The following is a 19,142-nucleotide window of genomic DNA, read 5'->3' on the forward strand; positions in this document are numbered from 1 at the left end:
GTGCCGGGCGGAGCAGCACGCCAAGGGGCGCTGGGGGTACCCCCGGCCGAAGGCTGGGGGAGGAACTGCGCGACCGGCCCCCACGGAGCCGCACCCGCCCACACACCGTCACCACTGCTGCGAACAGGCCCGCAAACCCCCTCAGTTGAGACGAGCCCGCGCCGCCCGCGCCTCCCCCCGCACCTTCTCCGCCGCCCCCTCGTCGACCACGTCGATCAGCCCCGCGTACTTCTCCAACTCCTCGGCGCCGTCCGTGAACTCGCCCCGTTCCACCAGCAACCGCGCCCGCTCGTACCGCAGTCGCGCCGGATGCGACGGCATCAGCAGCGACAGGTCCACCCCCCACAGGCCCACGTCCGACCGCTCGGGACGGGCCGCGGCCCACGCCCGCACGTTGTTCAGGATCCGCCGTACGACGTCCAGGGCATCGGCCGGCTCCAGCATCGCCGGCTCCAGCGGCACCCCCGCCGCCCCCACCACGAGCAGCTCCGCGTCCGCCCCGGTCAGCACCCGCCCGCCGTCGAACGGGTCGGCCAGCACCTGCTCCTCCGCCGCCCCGAACCCGACCACGAAGTGCCCCGGCAGCGCGACCCCGTACACCGGGGCTCCCGCCCGCCGGGTGACCTCCAGCCACACCACGGAGAGCAGGATCGGCAGCCCGCGCCGCCGCCGCAGCACCTCGTGCAGCAGCGAGGACTCCAGCCGCTGGTAGTCCGCGGCGGCGCCCCGGAAGCCGAACCGTTCGCCCAGCACCCGCTGCGCCGCCGTCGCCCAGGCATGCGGCCCGCCCGGCCGGTACGGCAGCTGCCCGGCCAGCCGGTCCAGCTCCATCTGAGCCGCGTCGATCCCGGCCTCGTCCAGCGAGCCGTCGGCCGCCGCGCCCAGCAGCAGACACAGCGTCACCAGATCGGGCCGCTCGGACCGCGCCTCCTCGGCGAACCGCCCCCGTACCTCGGCGGCCCGCCCCGACGACGGCGGACGTGGATGTGGCTGACCGGAAGCCATAGCTGTCTCGTGCCCCTTCGGAATGATCGGTACCGCCCCGGCTCCAGGATTCAGGAGCCGTCCGCCTCAGGCGCCCGGTAGTGGTGGTACGCGTGATGCGCCGCGAAGCCCAGCCGCCCGTACAGCGCCCGCGCCCCCTCGTTGTCCGTCTCCACCTGCAGCCAGGCCGCCGACGCGCCCTCCTCCAGCGCCCGGCGCGCGAGCGCGGCCATCACCTCGGTGGCCAGCCCACGCCGCCGCAGCTCCGGATCCACCTCGACGGCGGCGAACCCGGCCCACCGGCCGTCCACCACCAGCCGCCCGATGGCCGCCGGGATATCTCCGGCGGACTTGCCGGGCACGGTCGCGAACCACACCGACGGCCCGCTCCCCAGCACCTTCAGCGCAACCTCGCTCACCCCCTTGCGCTGGTACCGCGCCAGCCAGTCCTCGCCGGCCTCCCGGGCGAGCACCACATCAGCACCCTCCGCCCGGTCCGCCACCGGCGCCAGCCCCCCGGTCCACAGCTCGGCGCTCACCTCGCGCACCCACCCGCGCCGCTCCAGCTCCGCGCAGAGCAGTTCCTGCGTGCCCTCGGCGCCGGTCGCGGTCTGCACGTAGGCGGGCAGCCCCCGCTCGCCGTACCACCGCCGCACGGCCGTCAGCGCGGCGTCCAGCGGCAGCCCGGGATCACCGAGCGGCAGCACGCTGTTGGCCCGCCGGGTGAACCCCGCGGCCGCCCGCAGCTCCCACTCGCCGAGCCGCTCGCTCTCCACCGGCCGCCACCCGCGCGAGGCGACACGCGCGAGCTCCCGGTAGGTCGCCGCGGGTCCCCGGCGGCGCGCCGGAGCGGCCGGCACCACCTTCCCCGCCACCAGCGCGGACTCCGGTATCCGGACTGTCTCGCCGTCCCGCCGTGTGATCGTCAGCATGCCGTCGTCGTCCCATGATGTGAGAACACCCACCGTGTCGGTGAACTTCTCCGCGCCGACACCATTTCCGGTCAAACGGCGCACGGACACCCGTTTACCCACGTCAGCAGCGGTGATACGGACCTCGAAGCGTCCTGCGGCAGAGATTTCCACTGGTCAGTTCACCCCTCCTGTTCGGATCATGCCCGGGAACGGAGATACTAGGGGCGGGCATCGACGACGCCGCGCTCCCGCGCGCCAGGCGGCGGAGCCTACGGAGGCCCGCCAGCGCCCAATCGAGGAGGAACGACAGCGTGACCTACGTCATCGCGCAGCCTTGTGTCGACGTGAAGGACAAGGCGTGCATCGAGGAGTGCCCGGTCGACTGCATCTACGAGGGCCAGCGGTCCTTGTACATCCACCCGGACGAATGCGTCGACTGCGGTGCCTGTGAGCCGGTCTGCCCGGTCGAGGCGATCTTCTACGAGGACGACACTCCGGAGGAGTGGAAGGACTACTACAAGGCGAACGTCGAGTTCTTCGACGACCTCGGTTCCCCGGGCGGCGCCAGCAAGCTGGGCCTGATCGAGCGCGACCACCCGTTCATCGCCGCGCTGCCCCCGCAGGCCGAGTAGTCCGCACCGGCGGCCCGCCGCACCACCGTGCCGCCTCGGTCCCGTACGGCCTGATCACGCCCGATCGGCGCCGCACGGGACCGAGGCGTTTGCCGTACCGGCCGTACCGGTCCTACCGGTCGTACCGAAGAAAGTGAGCAAGGAACCGTGTCCGCAGTCTCCGACCGTCTGCCCACCTTCCCCTGGGACAAGCTGGAACCGTACAAGAAGACGGCCGCGGCACACCCGGACGGCATCGTCGACCTGTCGGTCGGCACCCCGGTGGACCCGGTCCCCGACCTGATCCAGAAGGCCCTGATCGACGCCGCCGACTCGCCCGGCTACCCCACGGTCTGGGGCACCCCCGAGCTGCGCGACGCGATCACCGGCTGGGTCACCCGCCGCCTCGGCGCCCGGGACGTCACCCACCGCCACGTCCTGCCGATCGTCGGCTCCAAGGAACTCGTCGCCTGGCTCCCCACCCAGCTGGGCCTCGGCCCCGGCGACCGCGTGGCCCACCCGCGCCTGGCGTACCCCACCTACGAGGTCGGCGCCCGCCTCGCCCGCGCCGATCACGAGGTCTACGACGACCCGCGCGACCTGGACCCGGCCGGCCTGAAGCTCCTCTGGCTGAACTCCCCGTCCAACCCGACCGGCAAGGTCCTCGCGAAGCAGGAACTCACGGAGATCGTCGCCTGGGCCCGCGCCCACGGCGTCCTGCTCTTCTCCGACGAGTGCTACCTCGAACTGGGCTGGGAGGCCGACCCGGTCTCCGTCCTGCACCCGGACGTCAACGGCGGCTCGTACGACGGCATCGTGGCCGTCCACTCCCTCTCCAAGCGCTCCAACCTCGCCGGCTACCGCGCGGCCTTCCTGGCCGGCGACCCGGCGGTCCTCGGCCCCCTCCTGGAGATCCGCAAGCACGGCGGCATGATGACGTCGGCCCCGACCCAGGCGGCGGTGGTGGCGGCCCTGTCCGACGACACCCACGTCCACGAGCAGCGCGAGCGCTACGCCGCCCGCCGCGGCCTCCTCCGCGACGCCCTCCTCTCCCACGGCTTCCGCATCGAACACAGCGAGGCGAGCCTCTACCTGTGGGCGACGAGGGACGAGTCCTGCTGGCAGACCGTGTCCCACCTGGCGGACCTGGGCATCCTCGTGGCACCGGGCGACTTCTACGGCGAGGCGGGCGAGAACTTCGTACGCGTGGCCCTGACAGCGACGGACGAGCGAGTTCGAGCGGCTGTGGAGCGGCTTTCCTGAAACGCGCCCCGGCTGGAGCGCCCCGTCAGGGGCGCGGGGAACTGCGCGAACAACCCCCACCGGCCCGCAGCCGACGCACAACGAGAAGGGACCCAGGGAAAACCCCGGGTCCCTTCCGAGCAGCGGCTGGGCAACTCACCCGAGCGGCAGCCCCTTCACCGGCAGCCCACCCTTGGCGAGCCCGTCCGTCGGCAGCCCACCCTTCGTCGCGGTGGACGCCGTGTCACCCAGCAGCCCACCGGCGGAGCCGGCCGCGTCGCCCGCGGTGTGCTGCACCACCGGCGCCGCCTTCTTGACGGCCTTGCCGCCGGTCTTGCCCGCGGCCGGCACCGCCGACTCGACCGCCTTGCCGCCGGTGTGGCCCACGGCCCCGGTGACGGTCTGCGTCGCACCGTCGGCGGTCTTGCCGACGTTCGCTCCGTCCAGCGCGGTCAGGCCGCCCAGGTTCGGGGTGGCCGGCAGGCTCGGGGCCGCGCCGGCGGAGCCGGCCGCACCGACCCCGGCAGCCGCTCCCGCTGCGACGAGCAGCGCGGCACGGGCGATCCGGCGGGTCAGAGGGAGGGACATGGTGCTCCATTCGACGGGAGGGAACGTGATCGCCGTGACTACCGCTCGAAGCCCGCGAAGGTTGCGGAGACCCAAGGTAAAGAATTGATAACGCATCGCATTATCGGGTGTGGAGAAAAACGGGCAAACGGTGCCCGGCCGCGGCCTCCGGAGAATCCTTTCGGCGCGCTGTTCCCAAGGGATGTCACGCATGCGTGAGTAACCGTGCGAAAACGTGGGCGCACCACGCATGCGTCGCGTCCCGGCTGACCCGCCGGAGGGAACCCCCGAACTACTGCCCGGTCACGATCCGTACCGAGCCCGCGGACTTCTCCGCTCCGCTCGTGCCCTGCGTGCCGGACGCCGTCTCCCACTGGCTGTCCGTGCTCCCGGCGGCCCACTCCCGGCCCGCGTACGAGACCCGCTGGATGTTCAGCGCCGAGGAGTTGGCCACCGCCCAGTGCGCCAGCTGCCAGCCGCGCTCGCTCTCGGTGCGGCCCGACTTGTCCTTCTTCTTCCCCTCCGGCACCGGCACGGTCACGGTCCGCCCGTGCGCCGTGGCGGTCACGCTCGGCGTCGGCGTCGGCGAACTCGCGGACGAACCGCTCACCTCCGCGCCGGCCTCCTCGACCGCGTCCCGGCCGAAGTCCCGTACGAGCGCGGTCCGTACCGCGTCCGTACCCGTGCCGGTACTCGCCGCCGTCGTCGCCTGTGTGCCGGTCGCCGCCGGGCGTCCGTCGCAGGTCAGCGTGGCCGCCGCCTGCCCGGTCAGGGCGGCCGCGAGCAGTGTGGCGTCGGTCTCGTGCTTGGCGTAGGCCTCCGGGTAACCGCTGCGCTGCACGCGCTGCGCGGCCACCGTCAGCGGCAGGGTCTCGTAGTGCGGCACCTTGGCCAGGTGGGCGTAGAACATGCCGGCCGCGTACGCCGGGTCCAGGATCTGCTTCTCGGTGCCCCAGCCCTGCGAGGACCGCTGCTGGAACAGGCCCAGCGAATCCCGGTCGCCGTGTTCGATGTTGAGCAGCCCCGACTCCTGGATCGCGGTCGCCAGGGCGATGGCCACTGCCCGCTCGGGCATGCCGCGGCCGGTGCCGACGGCGGCGATCGTCGCCGCGTTCACCGCCTGCTCGGGCGTGAACTCGTAGGACTTCCCGTCGGCTCGGCCCGAGACGACCTTGCAGCCCTCGGCGCCACCGCCGCCGGTGACGTACTGGACGACGAGATAGGCCGCGACGGCGCACAGGATGACCAAGCCCGACACGAAACGCAGGATGCGGCCGCGACGCTTGGGGCGGATGGGGGACGGCTCTGGCACGCGTACAACATACTGGAGAGTACGAGCCGCTCACCCCGGGGTCCGGAAGCCTGTGAATCCGCCGGCCGGCCGACGGGCGCTAGGGTCGAGGTCATGGCCGACACCTCGCTTGACCTCACGCTGGACGCCGCCGCGCTCACCGCACAGCTCGTCGACTTCCCCTCCGAGAGCGGCACCGAGAAGCCGCTCGCGGACGCGATCGAGAGCGTGCTGCGTGCCCTGCCGCACCTGACGGTCGACCGGTACGGCAACAACGTGATCGCCCGGACCGACCTCGGCCGCCCCGAGCGCGTGATCCTGGCCGGCCACATCGACACCGTCCCCATCGCGGAGAACGTGCCCTCCCGGCTCGACGCGGACGGCGTGCTGTGGGGCTGCGGCACCTGCGACATGAAGTCGGGCGTCGCGGTCCAGCTGCGCATCGCGGCCACCGTCCCGGCCCCCAACCGGGACCTGACCTTCGTCTTCTACGACAACGAGGAGGTCGCCGCCGACCTCAACGGCCTCAAGCACGTGGCCGAGGCCCGCCCCGAGTGGCTGGCCGGCGACTTCGCGGTTCTCCTCGAACCCTCGAACGGCGAGGTCGAGGGCGGCTGCCAGGGCACCCTGCGCGTCCTCCTGAAGACCTCGGGCGAGCGGGCCCACTCGGCGCGCTCCTGGATGGGCTCCAACGCGATCCACGCGGCCGCCCCGATCCTGGCCCGGCTCGCCGCCTACGAGCCGCGCTACCCGGTCATCGACGGCCTGGAGTACCGCGAGGGCCTGAACGCGGTCGGCATCTCGGGCGGGGTCGCCGGCAACGTCATCCCCGACGCGTGCGTGGTCACCGTCAACTTCCGGTACGCTCCCGACCGTTCCGAGGCCGAGGCCATCGCCCACGTCCGCGAGGTCTTCGCCGACTGCGGGGTCGAGGAGTTCGTGGTCGACGACCACAGCCCCGGCGCGCTGCCCGGCCTCTCCCACCCGGCCGCGGCCGCCTTCATCGAGGCGGTCGGCGGCACCCCGATGCCCAAGTACGGCTGGACCGACGTCTCCCGCTTCTCGTCGCTCGGCGTCCCCGCGGTCAACTACGGCCCGGGCAACCCGTACTTGGCGCACAAGCGGGATGAAAGGGTGGAAACCGCCAAGATCCTGGCGGGTGAGGAGCGCCTGCGCACCTGGCTGACCAGCTGAGCCACACGACGGCGCTTCGCACCGGACATGCCGACGTCCCGCGCCTGTAACCCGCGCGGATCTAGGCTGGGGCGGATACACCTGCAAGCGGAGGGAGCGCACATATGGCTACCGGGAACCCCGAGGGGAAGAAGGTGCCGCCGGACGAGCAGCGCCTGGGACCGGTCCTCCGACGGCGCGGCCAGGTGACCGCGAGCACGACGGACCAGCGCCTCCTGGACGCGGGCGGCCCCTCCGACTGGGTCCACACGGACCCCTGGCGGGTGCTGCGCATCCAGTCGGAGTTCATCGAGGGCTTCGGCACCCTCGCCGAACTGCCGCCCGCGATCAGCGTGTTCGGCTCGGCGCGGACGCCGGTCGACTCGGCGGAGTACGACGCCGGCGTGAAGCTGGGCCGTGGCCTGGTCGAGGCCGGCTGGGCCGTGATCACGGGCGGCGGCCCGGGGGCGATGGAGGCGGCGAACAAGGGCGCCCTCGAAGCGGGCGGCGTCTCGGTCGGCCTCGGCATCGAGCTCCCCTTCGAGCAGGGCCTCAACCCGTACGTCGACATCGGCCTCAACTTCCGCTACTTCTTCGTGCGGAAGATGATGTTCGTGAAGTACGCACAGGGCTTCGTCGTCCTCCCGGGAGGCCTCGGCACCCTCGACGAACTCTTCGAGGCCCTGACCCTCGTCCAGACCCAGAAGGTCACCCGCTTCCCGATCGTCCTGTTCGGCAGCGGCTACTGGGGCGGCCTCGTCGACTGGCTGAAGAACACGCTGGTCGCCCAGGGCAAGGCGGCGGAGAAGGACCTCCTCCTCTTCCACGTCACGGACGACGTGGAGGAGGCGGTGGGCCTGGTCTCGAAGGAAGCGGCCCGCTAGCCCCGACAGTTGCTCACCCACCCACCCGACTCGCTCTGCTGACAAGCGAGGGCCGAGCTTCCTGCGCCCCCGCCCACAGACCGAGGCGAGCTCATGCACCTCTCGGCCCACCGAGCGAGTCGGCTCGTGGACCTCTCGGGCTACCGAGTCGGGTGGTGAGTCGGGTGGTGGGTGGGTGAGGGCTTCGGGGAGGGCCGGGGGCGGAGCCCCCGGGTCTGGGCTCGGGCGACGGACTACGCCAGGCCTCGCCGGGCCACCGCCGGAGGGCGGTGGCCCGCGATCGACGCCACCATGTCCAGCACCTGCCGCGTCTCGGCGACCTCATGCACCCGGTACACCTGCGCCCCCAGCCACGCCGACACCGCCGTCGTCGCCAGCGTGCCGATCACCCGCTCCTTCAGCGGCCGGTCCAGCGTCTCGCCCACGAAGTCCTTGTTGGACAGGGAGACCAGCACCGGCCACCCCGTCTCCACCATCTCCCCGAGCCGCCGCGTCGCCTCCAGGCTGTGCCGGGTGTTCTTGCCGAAGTCGTGCCCGGGATCGATCAGCACCGACTCCCGCGGCACCCCCAGCGCGACAGCCCGCTCCGCCAGCCCCAGGGTCACCCGCAGAATGTCGGCCACGACATCGTCGTACGTCACCCGGTGCGGCCGCGTCCGGGGCTCGGCCCCGCCCGCATGCGTGCACACCAGCCCCACCCGGTACCGCGCCGCGACCTCCGCCAGCCCCGGGTCCACCCCGCCCCACGCGTCGTTCAGCAGATCCGCCCCGGCCTCGCAGGCGGCCTCCCCGACCGACGCCCGCCAGGTGTCCACGCTGATCACGACGTCCGGGAAGCGCCTGCGCACCTCCGCGACGAACCCGACGATGCGCCGCGCCTCCTCCTCGGCACCGACCTCCTCGCCCGGACCGGCCTTCACCCCGCCGATGTCGATGATCTCGGCCCCTTCGGCGATCGCCTGCTCCACGCGCGCGAGGGCCGGCTCGTCGCGGAACGTCGCCCCCTGGTCGTAGAAGGAGTCCGGTGTCCGGTTCACGATGGCCATGATCACCGGTTCGTTCGGCGCGAATTCCCGCCTGCCCAGCCTGAGCATCGCCTGTGACCTCTCGTAGTAATTCCCTCGGTAGGACCGCCTGCGACCCTAACTGTCAGACGCGCATGGCACGATCGGACACAGACACATTCGACACCGCGCACACTGAGCACAACGAGTGCTGCTGCACCGAGCTTCATCGAGCCTGGGGGCCCACCGCGATGGTTATGTTCCTGTTCCTGGTCGTCGCGCTCGCGGTCGTGGTCGCCGCGGTCACCCTCTCCGTGGTGAGCGGCGGCGAGAGCGGACCGCTGCCCGAGGTGGCACCCGAGCGGTTCCAGGACCCACTGCCCCCGGACCGCCCGGTGAACCGCGCGGACGTGGAGACCCTCCGCTTCCCGCTCGTCCCGCGCGGCTACCGCATGGCGGACGTCGACGACGCGCTGAGCCGCCTCGGCGCCGAGCTCTCCGAGCGGGACGCCCGGATCGCCGACCTGGAGTCCGCGCTGGCCGGCGCCCAGGCCACGCCGCACGCCCCGCACTCCTCGCACACCTCGCTGGACAAGCCCGAGCCGGAGGACCGGCCATGACCGACGTGCCCGAGACCGTCGACGGAGCGGCGGTGGCCGGGCCGGACGGCAGGCTGCGCTGCCCCTGGGCCCTGTCCACCGAGGACTACGTCGCGTACCACGACGAGGAGTGGGGCCGCCCGGTCCACGGCGACGACGCCCTCTACGAACGCCTCAGCCTGGAGGCCTTCCAGTCCGGCCTCTCCTGGATCACGATCCTCCGCCGCCGCCCCGGCTTCCGGGCCGCCTTCGCCGGCTTCCACATCGAGAAGGTGGCCGCGTTCACCGACGAGGACCGCGAACGCCTGCTGGCCGACCCCGGCATCATCCGCAACAGGGCGAAGGTCGACGCGACGATGGCCAACGCGAAGGTCCTCGCGGAGTGGGCCCCGGGCGAGCTGGACGAGCTGATCTGGTCGTACGCCCCAAAGCCGGGCACGTACCCCGCGCCGAAGACCATCGCCGACGTGCAGGCGGTGACCCCGGAGTCGACGGCCCTCTCCAAGGCCCTGAAGAAGCGCGGCCTGCGCTTCATCGGCCCGACCACGGCATACGCCCTGATGCAGGCATGCGGATTGGTGAACGACCATCTCGAAACCTGCGTGGCCCGAAAAGTCCCGTGAGGGTCAGCGCCCCGTAAGGGGCGCGGGGCCGCATCGATATGCGGCTCCGCCGCGCGGGCGCGCTCAGCCCCCACACCCGCAGGTCCCCACCACGGTCACCGCCCCAAATACTTCGGCTTCTCCTTGTTCACGAACGCCTGCACGGCGATCGCGTGATCCTCGGCCGCCCCGGCCCGCGCCTGCAGCTCGTCCTCCTTGTCGAGCGTCTCGTCGAGGGAGTGCGTGAGCCCGTACGCGACGGCCTCCTTCAGCGCCGCGTACGCCACGGTCGGCCCTTCGGCCAGTTTCCGTGCCACCTTCTCGGCCTCGGCCCGCAGCTCGGCCGACGGCACCACCTTGTTCGCGATGCCCAGCTCGTACGCGTCCTGCGCGCCGATGCTCCGCGGAAAGAGCAGCAGGTCGGCGGCGCGCCCCGGCCCCACGACCCGCGGCAGCGTCCACGACACCCCGGAGTCCGCGGTCAGCGCCACCCCCGCGAACGACGTGTTGAACGCGGCCGTGTCGGCCACCACCCGGTAGTCCGCGGCGAGCGCGAAACCGAACCCGGCCCCGGCCGCGACGCCGTTCACGCCGGCCACCACCGGCTTCGGCGCCCCCACCAACGCCCGGACGATCGGGTTGTAGTGCTCCCGCACCGTCGTCATCGTCTGCCCCGCCCCGGTCTCCCGGTCGGACGCGAGCAGCGTGATGTGCTCCTTGAGGTCCTGGCCCACACAGAACGCCCGGTCCCCGGCGGCGGTCAGCAGGATCGCCCGGACGGCAGTGTCGGCGGCCGCTTCCTGCGCGGCCTCACGAAGAGCCACCTTCGTCGCGATGTTCAGCGCGTTCATCGCCTCGGGACGGTTCAGCGTGATCGTCGCGAGCCCGTCGCTCACCTCGTAGAGCACGGTGTCGGTCATGGTGCGTCCCCTCCGTCGTCTTCGTTCGTCTGCGTCGTCGCGGCTGACGTACCGCTCAGTACGTCGCTGCCCGAAGGACAGCATGGCGGAGATCGCCGTCGGGGAACCGGACCCTGCGTGTGACCTGCGTCAAAGAATTCCGGGGCCGACTCGGTCGGCGTAAGGACGCAGGGCGGCGAAGTATCGCAGTCACATCGCCGAATTGGGTGGTTTTGCTCGCGTGCGTTGCCCAAGCGATGCCGACTGATGTTGGTCATCGGGTCCTGAGATGCGGGATAATGGCTTGGAAGCAATGTGTTCGATGCCGGTGTCGCGTGTCCCGTGAGGATCACGCGTGCCCTCCAGGGCCGTCGGTAGACGATGAGCTGTTTTCAGGAAGGGGTACGAGCATGGCGGCCATGAAGCCGCGGACGGGTGATGGCCCGCTCGAGGTGACCAAGGAGGGGCGGGGCATCGTCATGCGCGTTCCGCTCGAAGGCGGCGGTCGGCTCGTCGTCGAGCTGACCCCTGACGAGGCCGCGGCGCTTGCCGACGCCCTCAAGAACGTCGTCGGCTGAGGCGTCAGCGACCATACCCTTTCGGTCGCCCCGGCATCCCAAGAGGTGCCGGGGCGTTGCCGTATCTCCAGGCGTCCGTGAGACCCCGGTTCCTGCCCGTGAGACCCCGGTTCCTGCCCGCGCGGGCTATCGCTTGACCGCGCACAGCAGTCCGTCGCCCACCGGCAGCAGCGACGGCACCAGCTCCTGGCTCTCCCGGACCGTGCGCAGCAGCTCGCGCAGCCGCAGTACCTCGGTCGGCTGCGGCCCCGAGTCGACGGTGCGGCCGTTGGCGAAGACGCCCTCGAAGACCACCAGGCCACCCGGACGCAGCAGGCGCAACGATTCAGCGAGGTAGTCGGAGTACTCCTGGCGGTCGCCGTCGCAGAAGACGAGGTCGTAGCCGGCGTCCGCGAGGCGGGGCAGCACGTCGAGGGCGCGGCCGGGGATGAAGCGGGCCCGGTTGCTGGCGAAGCCGCAGGCGCGGAAGGCCTGCCGGGCGAACTGCTGGTGTTCCGGCTCGGGATCCACGGTGGTCAGCACCCCGTCCGGGCGCATGCCGTGCAGCAGGTACATCCCGGACACCCCGCACCCCGTGCCGATCTCGGCGACCGCCTTGGCGTCCACGGAGGCGGCGAGCATGCGCAGCGCGGCGCCCGTGCCGGGCGACACCGAGCGCAGCCCTGCCTCGCGGGCCCGGTCACGGGCCCACCGCAGTGCTTCGTCCTCGGCGACGTAGGCGTCGGCGAACGCCCAGCTCGTCTGCCGGTTGCCGGTAATGACCCTCTCCTGTCCCCGTGGTTGCCTGGGCGTGACTGTATCCGTTGGCACCGGGAACCCGCAGATGGGACCAGGCGTTTAGAGGGGTGGAAGACAGGGCGGGGGGACACGAATGGATCACGATGACGAGACGGCGGTCGAGCAGCTGCTGTTGCGGCCGGATCAGCCGTACCAGCACAGATCAAATTCTTGTAAAACCGCTTATCCGGTGCTAACGGGCGAGGTGGCTATGGTAGGGGCTCCACTGGACACCACCAGAGCCGACAGGGGAGGTGCGGCTGAGCCTGAGGATCGGGGAGGAGTGCTGCGGCGCTTCCTCGGATCGGCAGGCAGGCCGAAATCCGTGAACGACACCGCTGCTGACCCCAGCCACGCCGCCGCGCTCGCCACGGGCGAGGACCGGACCGCGACCTTCTCCACCGACGCGGACGGGCAGGCATGGACTCCGCCCACGTGGGATGAGATCGTCAGCACGCACAGCGGCCGCGTCTACCGTCTGGCCTACCGCCTGACCGGTAACCAGCACGACGCCGAGGACCTCACCCAGGAGGTCTTCGTCCGCGTCTTCCGCTCGCTGTCGACCTACTCTCCGGGCACCTTCGAGGGCTGGCTCCACCGCATCACCACCAACCTGTTCCTCGACATGGTCCGCCGCAAGCAGCGCATCCGCTTCGACGCCCTCGGCGAGGACGCGGCCGAGCGCCTGCCCAGCCGCGAGCCCACCCCCTCGCAGGCCTTCAACGACGCGCACTTCGACGCCGACGTCCAGCAGGCCCTGGACACCCTCGCGCCCGAGTTCCGTGCCGCCGTCGTGCTCTGCGACATCGAGGGACTGTCGTACGAGGAGATCGCCGCGACCCTCGGCGTGAAGCTCGGCACGGTCCGCTCCCGCATCCACCGCGGCCGCTCCCAGCTGCGCAAGGCCCTCGCGCACCGCTCCCCGGAGGCCCGCAAGGCCGAGCGCCGTTCCTTCGTGCCCCGTGTTCCCGCACTGGGAGGAGGGGGCGCGACCGCGTGAGTGGATCACGACCGAAACCGGCCGGGCGACAGCTCGCCGAGCAGCACCTGGGAGACCGACTCTCCGCCCTGGTGGACGGAGAGCTCGGTCATGAGACGCGTGAGCGCGTCCTGGCCCACCTGGCCACCTGCGCCCGGTGCAAGGCGGAGGCGGACGCGCAGCGCGCCCTGAAGAACGCCTTCGCGGCGGCCGCCCCGCCGCCGCCCTCCGAGAGCTTCCTGGCCCGTCTGCAGGGGCTGCCCGCGGGCGGCGACCCGGACGGCGGCGGTTCGCCGTTCGGCGGGGGAGACCCGTCGGGGCGCGGATCCGACAGCGGGGTCTTCGACCTGGGCCGGGACGACCGCTTCGAGTTCGGCTATGTCCCCGCCCGTCCGCACGACCCGGCCGCGGTCGCCGGCCGGGGCTTCCGCATCCACCCCGTCGGCCGCCCGGACAGCGACCGCTCCGCCTCGCGCGGCATGCGGTTCGCGTTCGTCGCCGCCGGTGCGGTCTCGCTGGCCGCCGTCGCCCTCGGCGGGGTCACCGCCGGCCTGCCCGGCGCCCCGGCCGCCGACGCCCGCAGCGGTGGCGGCAGCGTCGCCCCGGCCGGCACGGCGGGCTCGGGCACCACCGGGACCGCCGACACGCAGCGCCGCCGCCTGCTCACCCCGCTGCTGTCGTCCGGCACCCTGCTCGGCGGTGCCCCCGCCATGCCCACCTCGGTGTCCGCACCGCTGCTGCCCGGAGTGCCCTCCCCGGCCGCCGCACAGCAGACGCTGCGGGAACTGACCGCACCGGTGATGGCCGGCGCGGCCGCGGTCTCCCCCTTGATACGGCCGCTGAACGCCAACCCGCCGTTCGCCCTCACCTCGTGGACCAGCACCCCCGGGGCGACCGGCACCGGCCTGTTCGCCGCACCCGTCCCCGACGCCACCTCCGCGCCCTCCCTGTCCCCGTCCCCGCCTCCGTCCCGCTCCTCCCGCGCCGCCCGCTGACCGGGCCCTGCCCGCCCGCTGACCGAACCCTGCCCACCTGCTGAACGGTCCTGCGCGGCGACTCGCGAACCTGGTTGAATCCTGTGAGCCAGCCATGCCCGTGGTGCCACCGCGGGCAAGGAGCCGACCTTCCGCGAGCCGCCGATGAGCGGGGCCGCGGTGAGCCCGCGAGGAGACCATGGACGAGGGGATACCGACGTCACCGACGACACCCGGCGACACCACCGGCAGCGCTCCGTCCCTCCTGCAGGGCGATGAGGCCGGGGCCGCGGCGCGGCGGCGCCGGTCGCGGAGCCGACGGACGCTGGTCGTGGGGGCGCTGGTGCTCTCCGTGCTCTCCGGTGCGGCCGGCGGGCTGATCGGCGGCTACCTGGAGCGCACCGGCGGCCTGGAGGCCGTACAGCTGCCCCAGCCGGGCCCGCCGCCGCCCGGACGGCCGCCCGGCGATGCCACCGGGGTCGCCGCGCGGGCGCTGCCCAGCGTCGTCACCCTGCACGTCACCGGCGCCGGCACCGGCGGACAGGCCACCGGGACCGGCTTCGTCCTCGACACTCGCGGGCGCATCCTCACCAACAACCACGTCGTCGCCCCCGCGGTCTCCGCGGGCGGCCGGATCACCGTGACGTTCAGCAGCGGAGCCACCGCCCCGGCGACCGTCGTCGGCCTGGACGCCGGGTACGACCTCGCCGTCGTCCAGGTCCACGGCGTGCAGGGCCTCACCCCGCTGCCGCTCGGCAGCCCCGGCGGCCGTCCCGGTTCTTCGGACAGGAACTGACAGAAACCTCACAGGCGGAGCCCCGTCCGTGCCCCGACTAGGCAAACAACCCGGAAAACCGGTCGTACACACGCAGTCGGACACCTCGGGGCAGTACCGGTCGGACAGGTCCGCCGGGTACCGTGGACCCGGCCCGGACCACGGAACACCCGCAACAGCGACCGGAGGGCCGAGGACCGAGGACATCGCAAGGAGCGTCAGGTGTTCAATGACATAGGACCACTCGAGCTGGTGACGATCATTGTGCTCGCCGTGCTCGTGTTCGGTCCGGACAAGCTCCCGAAGGTCATCCAGGACGTCATGCGGACCATCCGCAAGATCCGGGAGTTCTCGGAGAGCGCCAAAGAGGACATCCGGCAGGAACTCGGCCCCGAGTTCAAGGACTTCGAGCTGGAGGACCTCAACCCGAAGACCTTCATCCGCAAGCACCTGGACAGCGACGAGCTGGGGCTGAAGGAGATCCGCAACGGCTTCGACCTGAAGAAGGAGATGGCCGAGGTCACGGACGCGGTGCACAGCCGCGAGAGCGACGCCTCGCCGTCGTCCTCCGGGAGCGGTTCTTCGGGGAGCGGCCGGATCGACATGAGCAAGAAGCCGGAGGACCCGGGCACGGACGACCGTCCGCCGTACGACGCGGACGCCACCTGAGTCCGGATCACCGACCCGCGCATGAGCGGCGCACGTGACGCGTTTCATAGCGCGTGTGCGCCGCTCATACGTCTTTTACGGCCCGAACCCGCCGCCCGCCGCGACCCACGCACCGGGCGGTTTCGCTGCTGGTCCCGGCGGTGTCGATATGCTGCCGAGTTGTTGTGCGGACCGGACGAGTGCGCCCGAAGGGGGGCGGGCCGCTCTGGACCGACCAGAGCTAGGAGGCGTCGGGGCAGATGGAGATGACAAGTCAGGTGGACGGACAGGCGCCGGTCGCGGAGGGCGAACAGCAGGCCCTCTCCGTCCGCCGCATGGTCGACGGCTACCTTGAGGCGCCCTTCCCCTGGTACGGCCTCGACGAGGCGTTCACGGGGCCGCGCTGGCTGATGCAGGTGGGTGCGGCGGCCGACGGCGCGGTGGAGCACGGGTCGATCGGGCACGGCGACGAGCCGTCGGTGCGGAACGAGCATCTCGCCTCGGCCGTCGGTGAGCCGCGGGAGAAGTTCGCGGTCGTCGTGACCGTCGCGGAGAGTCCGTCCCGGCGGAGCGCCGACGGGACAGGGCTGCTGGAGGCCACGTCGGTGTCGTCCGCCGCGTGGCTGGCCGGGGTCGGGCTGCTGTCCGTCACCTGGCCGGGGCAGATGGACCACAGCCTGCGGGACGACTGGCTGGAGCAGCAGACCGAGACGGCGTGGGAGCTGGCCGACGATCTCGGCGGGCCGGAGTGGTCGACGCTGTCGCTGCCGGTGGACGGGGTGTCGACGCCGTTCCACTACCGGGAGTCGGAGTTCGGGTGGGTCCTCGCGGGATCGACCGAGGAAGGCGTGCATCTGGGGGCGTACGGGCGGGGGATGAGCGCGTACGGCATCGGCTTCGCCGTGATCAAGGACATCGCCGAGTACGCCTGAGAGCCGCCGGCACCCTGTGCTCCGGCGGCAGACTCCGGGAAAGGCCCCGGCGCACCGCCCCGCGACCTTGTGACGCGGGGCGGCCACCGGGCGGCGGCACAGCCCCTCATTTGTTGATCAGTGTCTTCACGATGGCCACGACCACCGCCACCTGGGCGAGAAGCCAGGCGACCTGTCCGGAGAGGCCGCGCAGCCGGTGGATCGACAGCAGCAGGGCGAAGCGGCTGGGCCAGTACTGCCGTTCCTCCTGCAATGTCGAGGTGTCCATCCAGAGGCTGGTGAGCGTCAGGATGAAGAGCATGAGCACGGAATAGAGGAGCAGCATATTGACGCCTGCATCGGTGTATTGGGCGAACAGACCGATCAGAACGGCCGGAATGCCGTAGGCGAAGGTGAGGCTCCACGCGCGGGCGGCACTGCGGCGGCCCGGTAGCAGACGCCACAGGGCGCCCAGGACGAAGCCGGCTCCGGCCCATGCCGTCTGATAGGCGATGAACCCCGCGACAAAGCTCGGAATCGCGGTGGGTTCGACGCGGATCTGGCCGCCCTTGAACAGATCCGTCATCTCCAGATAGATGAGGGTGCCGCTGGCCGGAATTCCGAAGCAGAACGCCAGGCGCGCGCCGTGCAACGCATTGGGCCACCAGTAGGATTCCGGCCCCCAGGCCAGGGCGACGTCCAGGATCGAAATCTGGCTGGGTGGGTTTTTCTTGAGGCATTTGGACACCAGCCACTGACGCAGCTCGCGCAGCTGGGCCTCCAATTGCTCACAGGTGACCCCGCTGGCGCGTCCCTGGTCCAGCAGTTGCAGTTGATGGTTGAGGTTGCGGTACTGATGGACTTTTTCCAGCAGTTCAGTCCGCTTGTTGGCTCCTGGTTTGTGCAGGTAAAACAGGTCTCCCATCCGGCTCAGTACCGACCATCGTCGTCCCGCTGCGAGGACCGCGAAGAGTGCGACGATGTTCAGTGCGAACCACACGCCGTACTGGGCGTTGATGCGGGCGAATTTTGCGCCCCTCATCCCCACGGTCAAGGCGAACAGTGCGGCGATCAGCAGGAGATCGGGCTTGTCCGGACCCAGTGGAATGTTCTCCATGGCGCGGACGGCCTGGGCGCGCTGAATGACGAAGCGGGAGTGCAACAGGGCGAGGAGTGCGACAGCGGTCAGAAGCCAGCTGTAGGCGAAGATCCAGGTGAGATCACTGAAGAAGAAATTGGACAGATAATGATTGACGTATTCCGCGTGCTTTGAAGGGCGATTTTGGATGACGAGCCAAGCGGCCCGTTTCCACTGATTTTCGAGTGCCCAGCGGAGACACCAGAGAAGGCCGCCCGCGACCATCCCCAAAAGGGTTGCGACGGCTGCGACGCAGCGAACCGGCGCCCTGTCCCAGGTCCGGATCCAGCGAGCGGGGACCAGTCCGCCGTCGCGTGCGAAGCGCCATGCCCACGCCGCCATGGCGGCCAGCCACAACCACACCGTGGCCAGGCCCATGAGCACGTACCCGGCCTTGCCGGCGAGGGTTGTCGCCGCGTGGGTGTACAGGCCTCGCGGCAGGCCGAAGAGCCCGTGGCCCAGCACCACCAGCAGGCCGATTCCCGCAGCCGCCGAAGTGATTCCGACAACGGCGTATCTCTGCCGGCGGCCCCCGGAGCCGCCGGTGCCGGTCTCCGGGGCTGTGGACGACGCTCCGTTGTGCCAGGGCCGGGCGACGAGGGTCAGGGTGAGGCCGGCGGTGATGCAGATGATCGCTTTCCCCCGAAGGCTGACAGCGAGTTCCTGGCCGAGGAGCACCAGTGTCAGGGCGATCGCCGCGCTGAGCAGGGCCCAGTGCAGAACGGGGCGCGCGAGACCTTCGCCGAGGCCTCTGCCGAACCCGCCGGCTCGCCACCCGGATCCCCACGTCCAGGACGCGGCGGGCACGGACCGGCGCTGGGCGCGGAGCGCGGCCAGCGCGAGCGCACCGGAGGCGAGCACCCACCACGTGGCGATGCCCGCCGATTTCAGCGATGACTCGTCCCAGCTCAGCGTCAAGGACCGTTGCCTCGGCAGATCGGCCTCGATGCAGGGGTGCTCGGGACAGAGAGCTTCGGGCTGCTGCTCGGTCCACACCACCGTGGTCGCGTCGGCAGACGACGCCGGCCCATGGTATTTGAATTTGAGGCCGCCCAGATCAGCCGTGATCCTCCAGCGGGCTTGTGTCAGTGTCGACGGCCGGAGGGTCACCTTCCATTCCTCTTTGTTTTTCTTGCCTCCCGTGATCACCCAGGGGCCGAGGCGATAGGCCTGGTACTTGTTGATCCAGGTGAACGAGTTGTATTTCACCGTGACTTTGTCGCCCTTGGCGGTGGCGACTGGATTATGGTCGCGCCATTCGGTGTTGCGAAGTTCGTTGTCTCCTCCGCGCAGCAGGCAGTGCATGGCCGTCTGGTATTCTTTCGATTTCTCGCTGAATGTCAGCTGGCTTGCCATCCCCCATGCCCGCGCAGGCACCTCGATCGTCATGTCCGAAAAGACCTGGACGTAAGTCTTGCCGTGCTGGCGGAAGCGGATCGTGGCGTCCACCCTGCTGGAATCGAGCTGATCCTCTTGGCAGGTATCACGGCTGTTCTGCCGTGCCTCCGCGGGAGCGCATCCCCACCACATCACCGCCAGGACCACCAGCGACAACAGCCGCCACCACCGCCGAACACCCGTCATAGAGTCGG

The 19,142-nt window shown here is 71.1% G+C and carries 20 protein-coding genes; 12 read left to right on the forward strand and 8 right to left on the reverse strand.

What is annotated here, in order from left to right:
* Positions 1-141: 141 nt before the first annotated feature.
* Complete coding sequence (locus tag ABZ887_RS22655; RefSeq protein ID WP_361292166.1) at positions 142-1,005, reverse strand: transglutaminase-like domain-containing protein; 864 nt, start codon at positions 1,003-1,005, stop codon at positions 142-144.
* A gap of 50 nt (positions 1,006-1,055) precedes the next feature.
* Entirely contained in the window at positions 1,056-2,069 is a 1,014-nt protein-coding gene (locus tag ABZ887_RS22660; protein ID WP_361292168.1) for a GNAT family N-acetyltransferase, read from the reverse strand.
* A gap of 140 nt (positions 2,070-2,209) precedes the next feature.
* Here ABZ887_RS22660 and fdxA point away from each other — a divergent pair, with 140 nt between their 5' ends.
* Positions 2,210-2,530 (forward strand): ferredoxin, encoded by a 321-nt coding sequence (gene fdxA, locus ABZ887_RS22665; protein ID WP_089098949.1) that lies wholly within the window; start codon positions 2,210-2,212, stop codon positions 2,528-2,530.
* Positions 2,531-2,677: 147 nt separating this feature from the next.
* On the forward strand, positions 2,678-3,772 hold the full coding sequence (locus ABZ887_RS22670) for a bifunctional succinyldiaminopimelate transaminase/glutamate-prephenate aminotransferase (RefSeq protein WP_361292170.1): 1,095 nt from the start codon (positions 2,678-2,680) through the stop codon (positions 3,770-3,772).
* 135 nt (positions 3,773-3,907) lie between these two features.
* Here ABZ887_RS22670 and ABZ887_RS22675 read toward each other — a convergent pair whose 3' ends face one another.
* Positions 3,908-4,339, reverse strand: coding sequence for an ATP-binding protein (locus tag ABZ887_RS22675; RefSeq protein ID WP_361292172.1), 432 nt, complete (start codon positions 4,337-4,339; stop codon positions 3,908-3,910).
* 271 nt (positions 4,340-4,610) lie between these two features.
* Positions 4,611-5,576, reverse strand: a complete 966-nt coding sequence (locus tag ABZ887_RS22680; RefSeq protein ID WP_361292174.1) for a heavy metal transporter — start codon at positions 5,574-5,576, stop codon at positions 4,611-4,613.
* Between the two features lie 147 nt (positions 5,577-5,723).
* Here ABZ887_RS22680 and dapE point away from each other — a divergent pair, with 147 nt between their 5' ends.
* A complete protein-coding gene (gene dapE, locus ABZ887_RS22685; RefSeq protein WP_361292176.1) occupies positions 5,724-6,803 on the forward strand; it encodes a succinyl-diaminopimelate desuccinylase in 1,080 nt (359 codons plus the stop codon).
* 104 nt (positions 6,804-6,907) lie between these two features.
* On the forward strand, positions 6,908-7,666 hold the full coding sequence (locus tag ABZ887_RS22690) for a TIGR00730 family Rossman fold protein (RefSeq protein WP_361292178.1): 759 nt from the start codon (positions 6,908-6,910) through the stop codon (positions 7,664-7,666).
* A gap of 233 nt (positions 7,667-7,899) precedes the next feature.
* On the opposite strand, the gene folP is transcribed toward ABZ887_RS22690, so the two are convergent.
* Positions 7,900-8,760, reverse strand: a complete 861-nt coding sequence (gene folP / locus ABZ887_RS22695; protein ID WP_361292180.1) for a dihydropteroate synthase — start codon at positions 8,758-8,760, stop codon at positions 7,900-7,902.
* Between the two features lie 161 nt (positions 8,761-8,921).
* Between folP and ABZ887_RS22700 the strand changes: the two genes are divergently transcribed.
* Positions 8,922-9,290 (forward strand): DivIVA domain-containing protein, encoded by a 369-nt coding sequence (locus ABZ887_RS22700; protein WP_361292182.1) that lies wholly within the window; start codon positions 8,922-8,924, stop codon positions 9,288-9,290.
* On the forward strand, positions 9,287-9,892 hold the full coding sequence (locus ABZ887_RS22705) for a DNA-3-methyladenine glycosylase I (RefSeq protein ID WP_361292184.1): 606 nt from the start codon (positions 9,287-9,289) through the stop codon (positions 9,890-9,892). Before ABZ887_RS22700 ends, ABZ887_RS22705 begins: the two co-directional genes overlap by 4 nt.
* A gap of 95 nt (positions 9,893-9,987) precedes the next feature.
* Here the strand turns inward: ABZ887_RS22705 and ABZ887_RS22710 are convergent, their stop codons facing one another.
* Positions 9,988-10,791, reverse strand: a complete 804-nt coding sequence (locus ABZ887_RS22710; RefSeq protein ID WP_361292186.1) for an enoyl-CoA hydratase-related protein — start codon at positions 10,789-10,791, stop codon at positions 9,988-9,990.
* Positions 10,792-11,180: 389 nt separating this feature from the next.
* Here ABZ887_RS22710 and ABZ887_RS22715 point away from each other — a divergent pair, with 389 nt between their 5' ends.
* Positions 11,181-11,348 (forward strand): DUF3117 domain-containing protein, encoded by a 168-nt coding sequence (locus tag ABZ887_RS22715; protein WP_069751535.1) that lies wholly within the window; start codon positions 11,181-11,183, stop codon positions 11,346-11,348.
* Between the two features lie 126 nt (positions 11,349-11,474).
* Here the strand turns inward: ABZ887_RS22715 and ABZ887_RS22720 are convergent, their stop codons facing one another.
* A complete protein-coding gene (locus ABZ887_RS22720; protein WP_361292188.1) occupies positions 11,475-12,158 on the reverse strand; it encodes an O-methyltransferase in 684 nt (227 codons plus the stop codon).
* A gap of 250 nt (positions 12,159-12,408) precedes the next feature.
* On the opposite strand from ABZ887_RS22720, the gene sigE reads away from it, so the two are divergent.
* The 5 genes from sigE (at position 12,409) to ABZ887_RS22745 (ending at position 16,433) form a co-directional block, all read left to right on the forward strand.
* A complete protein-coding gene (gene sigE, locus ABZ887_RS22725) occupies positions 12,409-13,125 on the forward strand; it encodes an RNA polymerase sigma factor SigE (protein WP_361292190.1) in 717 nt (238 codons plus the stop codon).
* Positions 13,122-14,099 (forward strand): zf-HC2 domain-containing protein, encoded by a 978-nt coding sequence (locus ABZ887_RS22730; RefSeq protein WP_361292192.1) that lies wholly within the window; start codon positions 13,122-13,124, stop codon positions 14,097-14,099. Before sigE ends, ABZ887_RS22730 begins: the two co-directional genes overlap by 4 nt.
* Positions 14,100-14,277: 178 nt before the next feature.
* The gene (locus tag ABZ887_RS22735; protein WP_361292194.1) at positions 14,278-14,874 is read left to right on the forward strand and encodes a trypsin-like peptidase domain-containing protein; all 597 of its coding nucleotides are present in this window, start codon (positions 14,278-14,280) and stop codon (positions 14,872-14,874) included.
* A 201-nt stretch (positions 14,875-15,075) separates the two neighbouring features.
* Complete coding sequence (locus ABZ887_RS22740) at positions 15,076-15,522, forward strand: sec-independent translocase (RefSeq protein WP_361292196.1); 447 nt, start codon at positions 15,076-15,078, stop codon at positions 15,520-15,522.
* A gap of 239 nt (positions 15,523-15,761) precedes the next feature.
* A complete protein-coding gene (locus ABZ887_RS22745) occupies positions 15,762-16,433 on the forward strand; it encodes a hypothetical protein (protein ID WP_361292198.1) in 672 nt (223 codons plus the stop codon).
* A gap of 106 nt (positions 16,434-16,539) precedes the next feature.
* On the opposite strand, the gene ABZ887_RS22750 is transcribed toward ABZ887_RS22745, so the two are convergent.
* The gene (locus ABZ887_RS22750; protein ID WP_361292319.1) at positions 16,540-19,095 is read right to left on the reverse strand and encodes a DUF6185 family protein; all 2,556 of its coding nucleotides are present in this window, start codon (positions 19,093-19,095) and stop codon (positions 16,540-16,542) included.
* Between the last annotated feature and the right edge of the window lie 47 nt (positions 19,096-19,142).

It is taken from the genome of Streptomyces sp. NPDC047061 (genome assembly GCF_040643955.1).
In the GTDB taxonomy this organism is placed as follows: Bacteria; Actinomycetota; Actinomycetes; order Streptomycetales; family Streptomycetaceae; genus Streptomyces.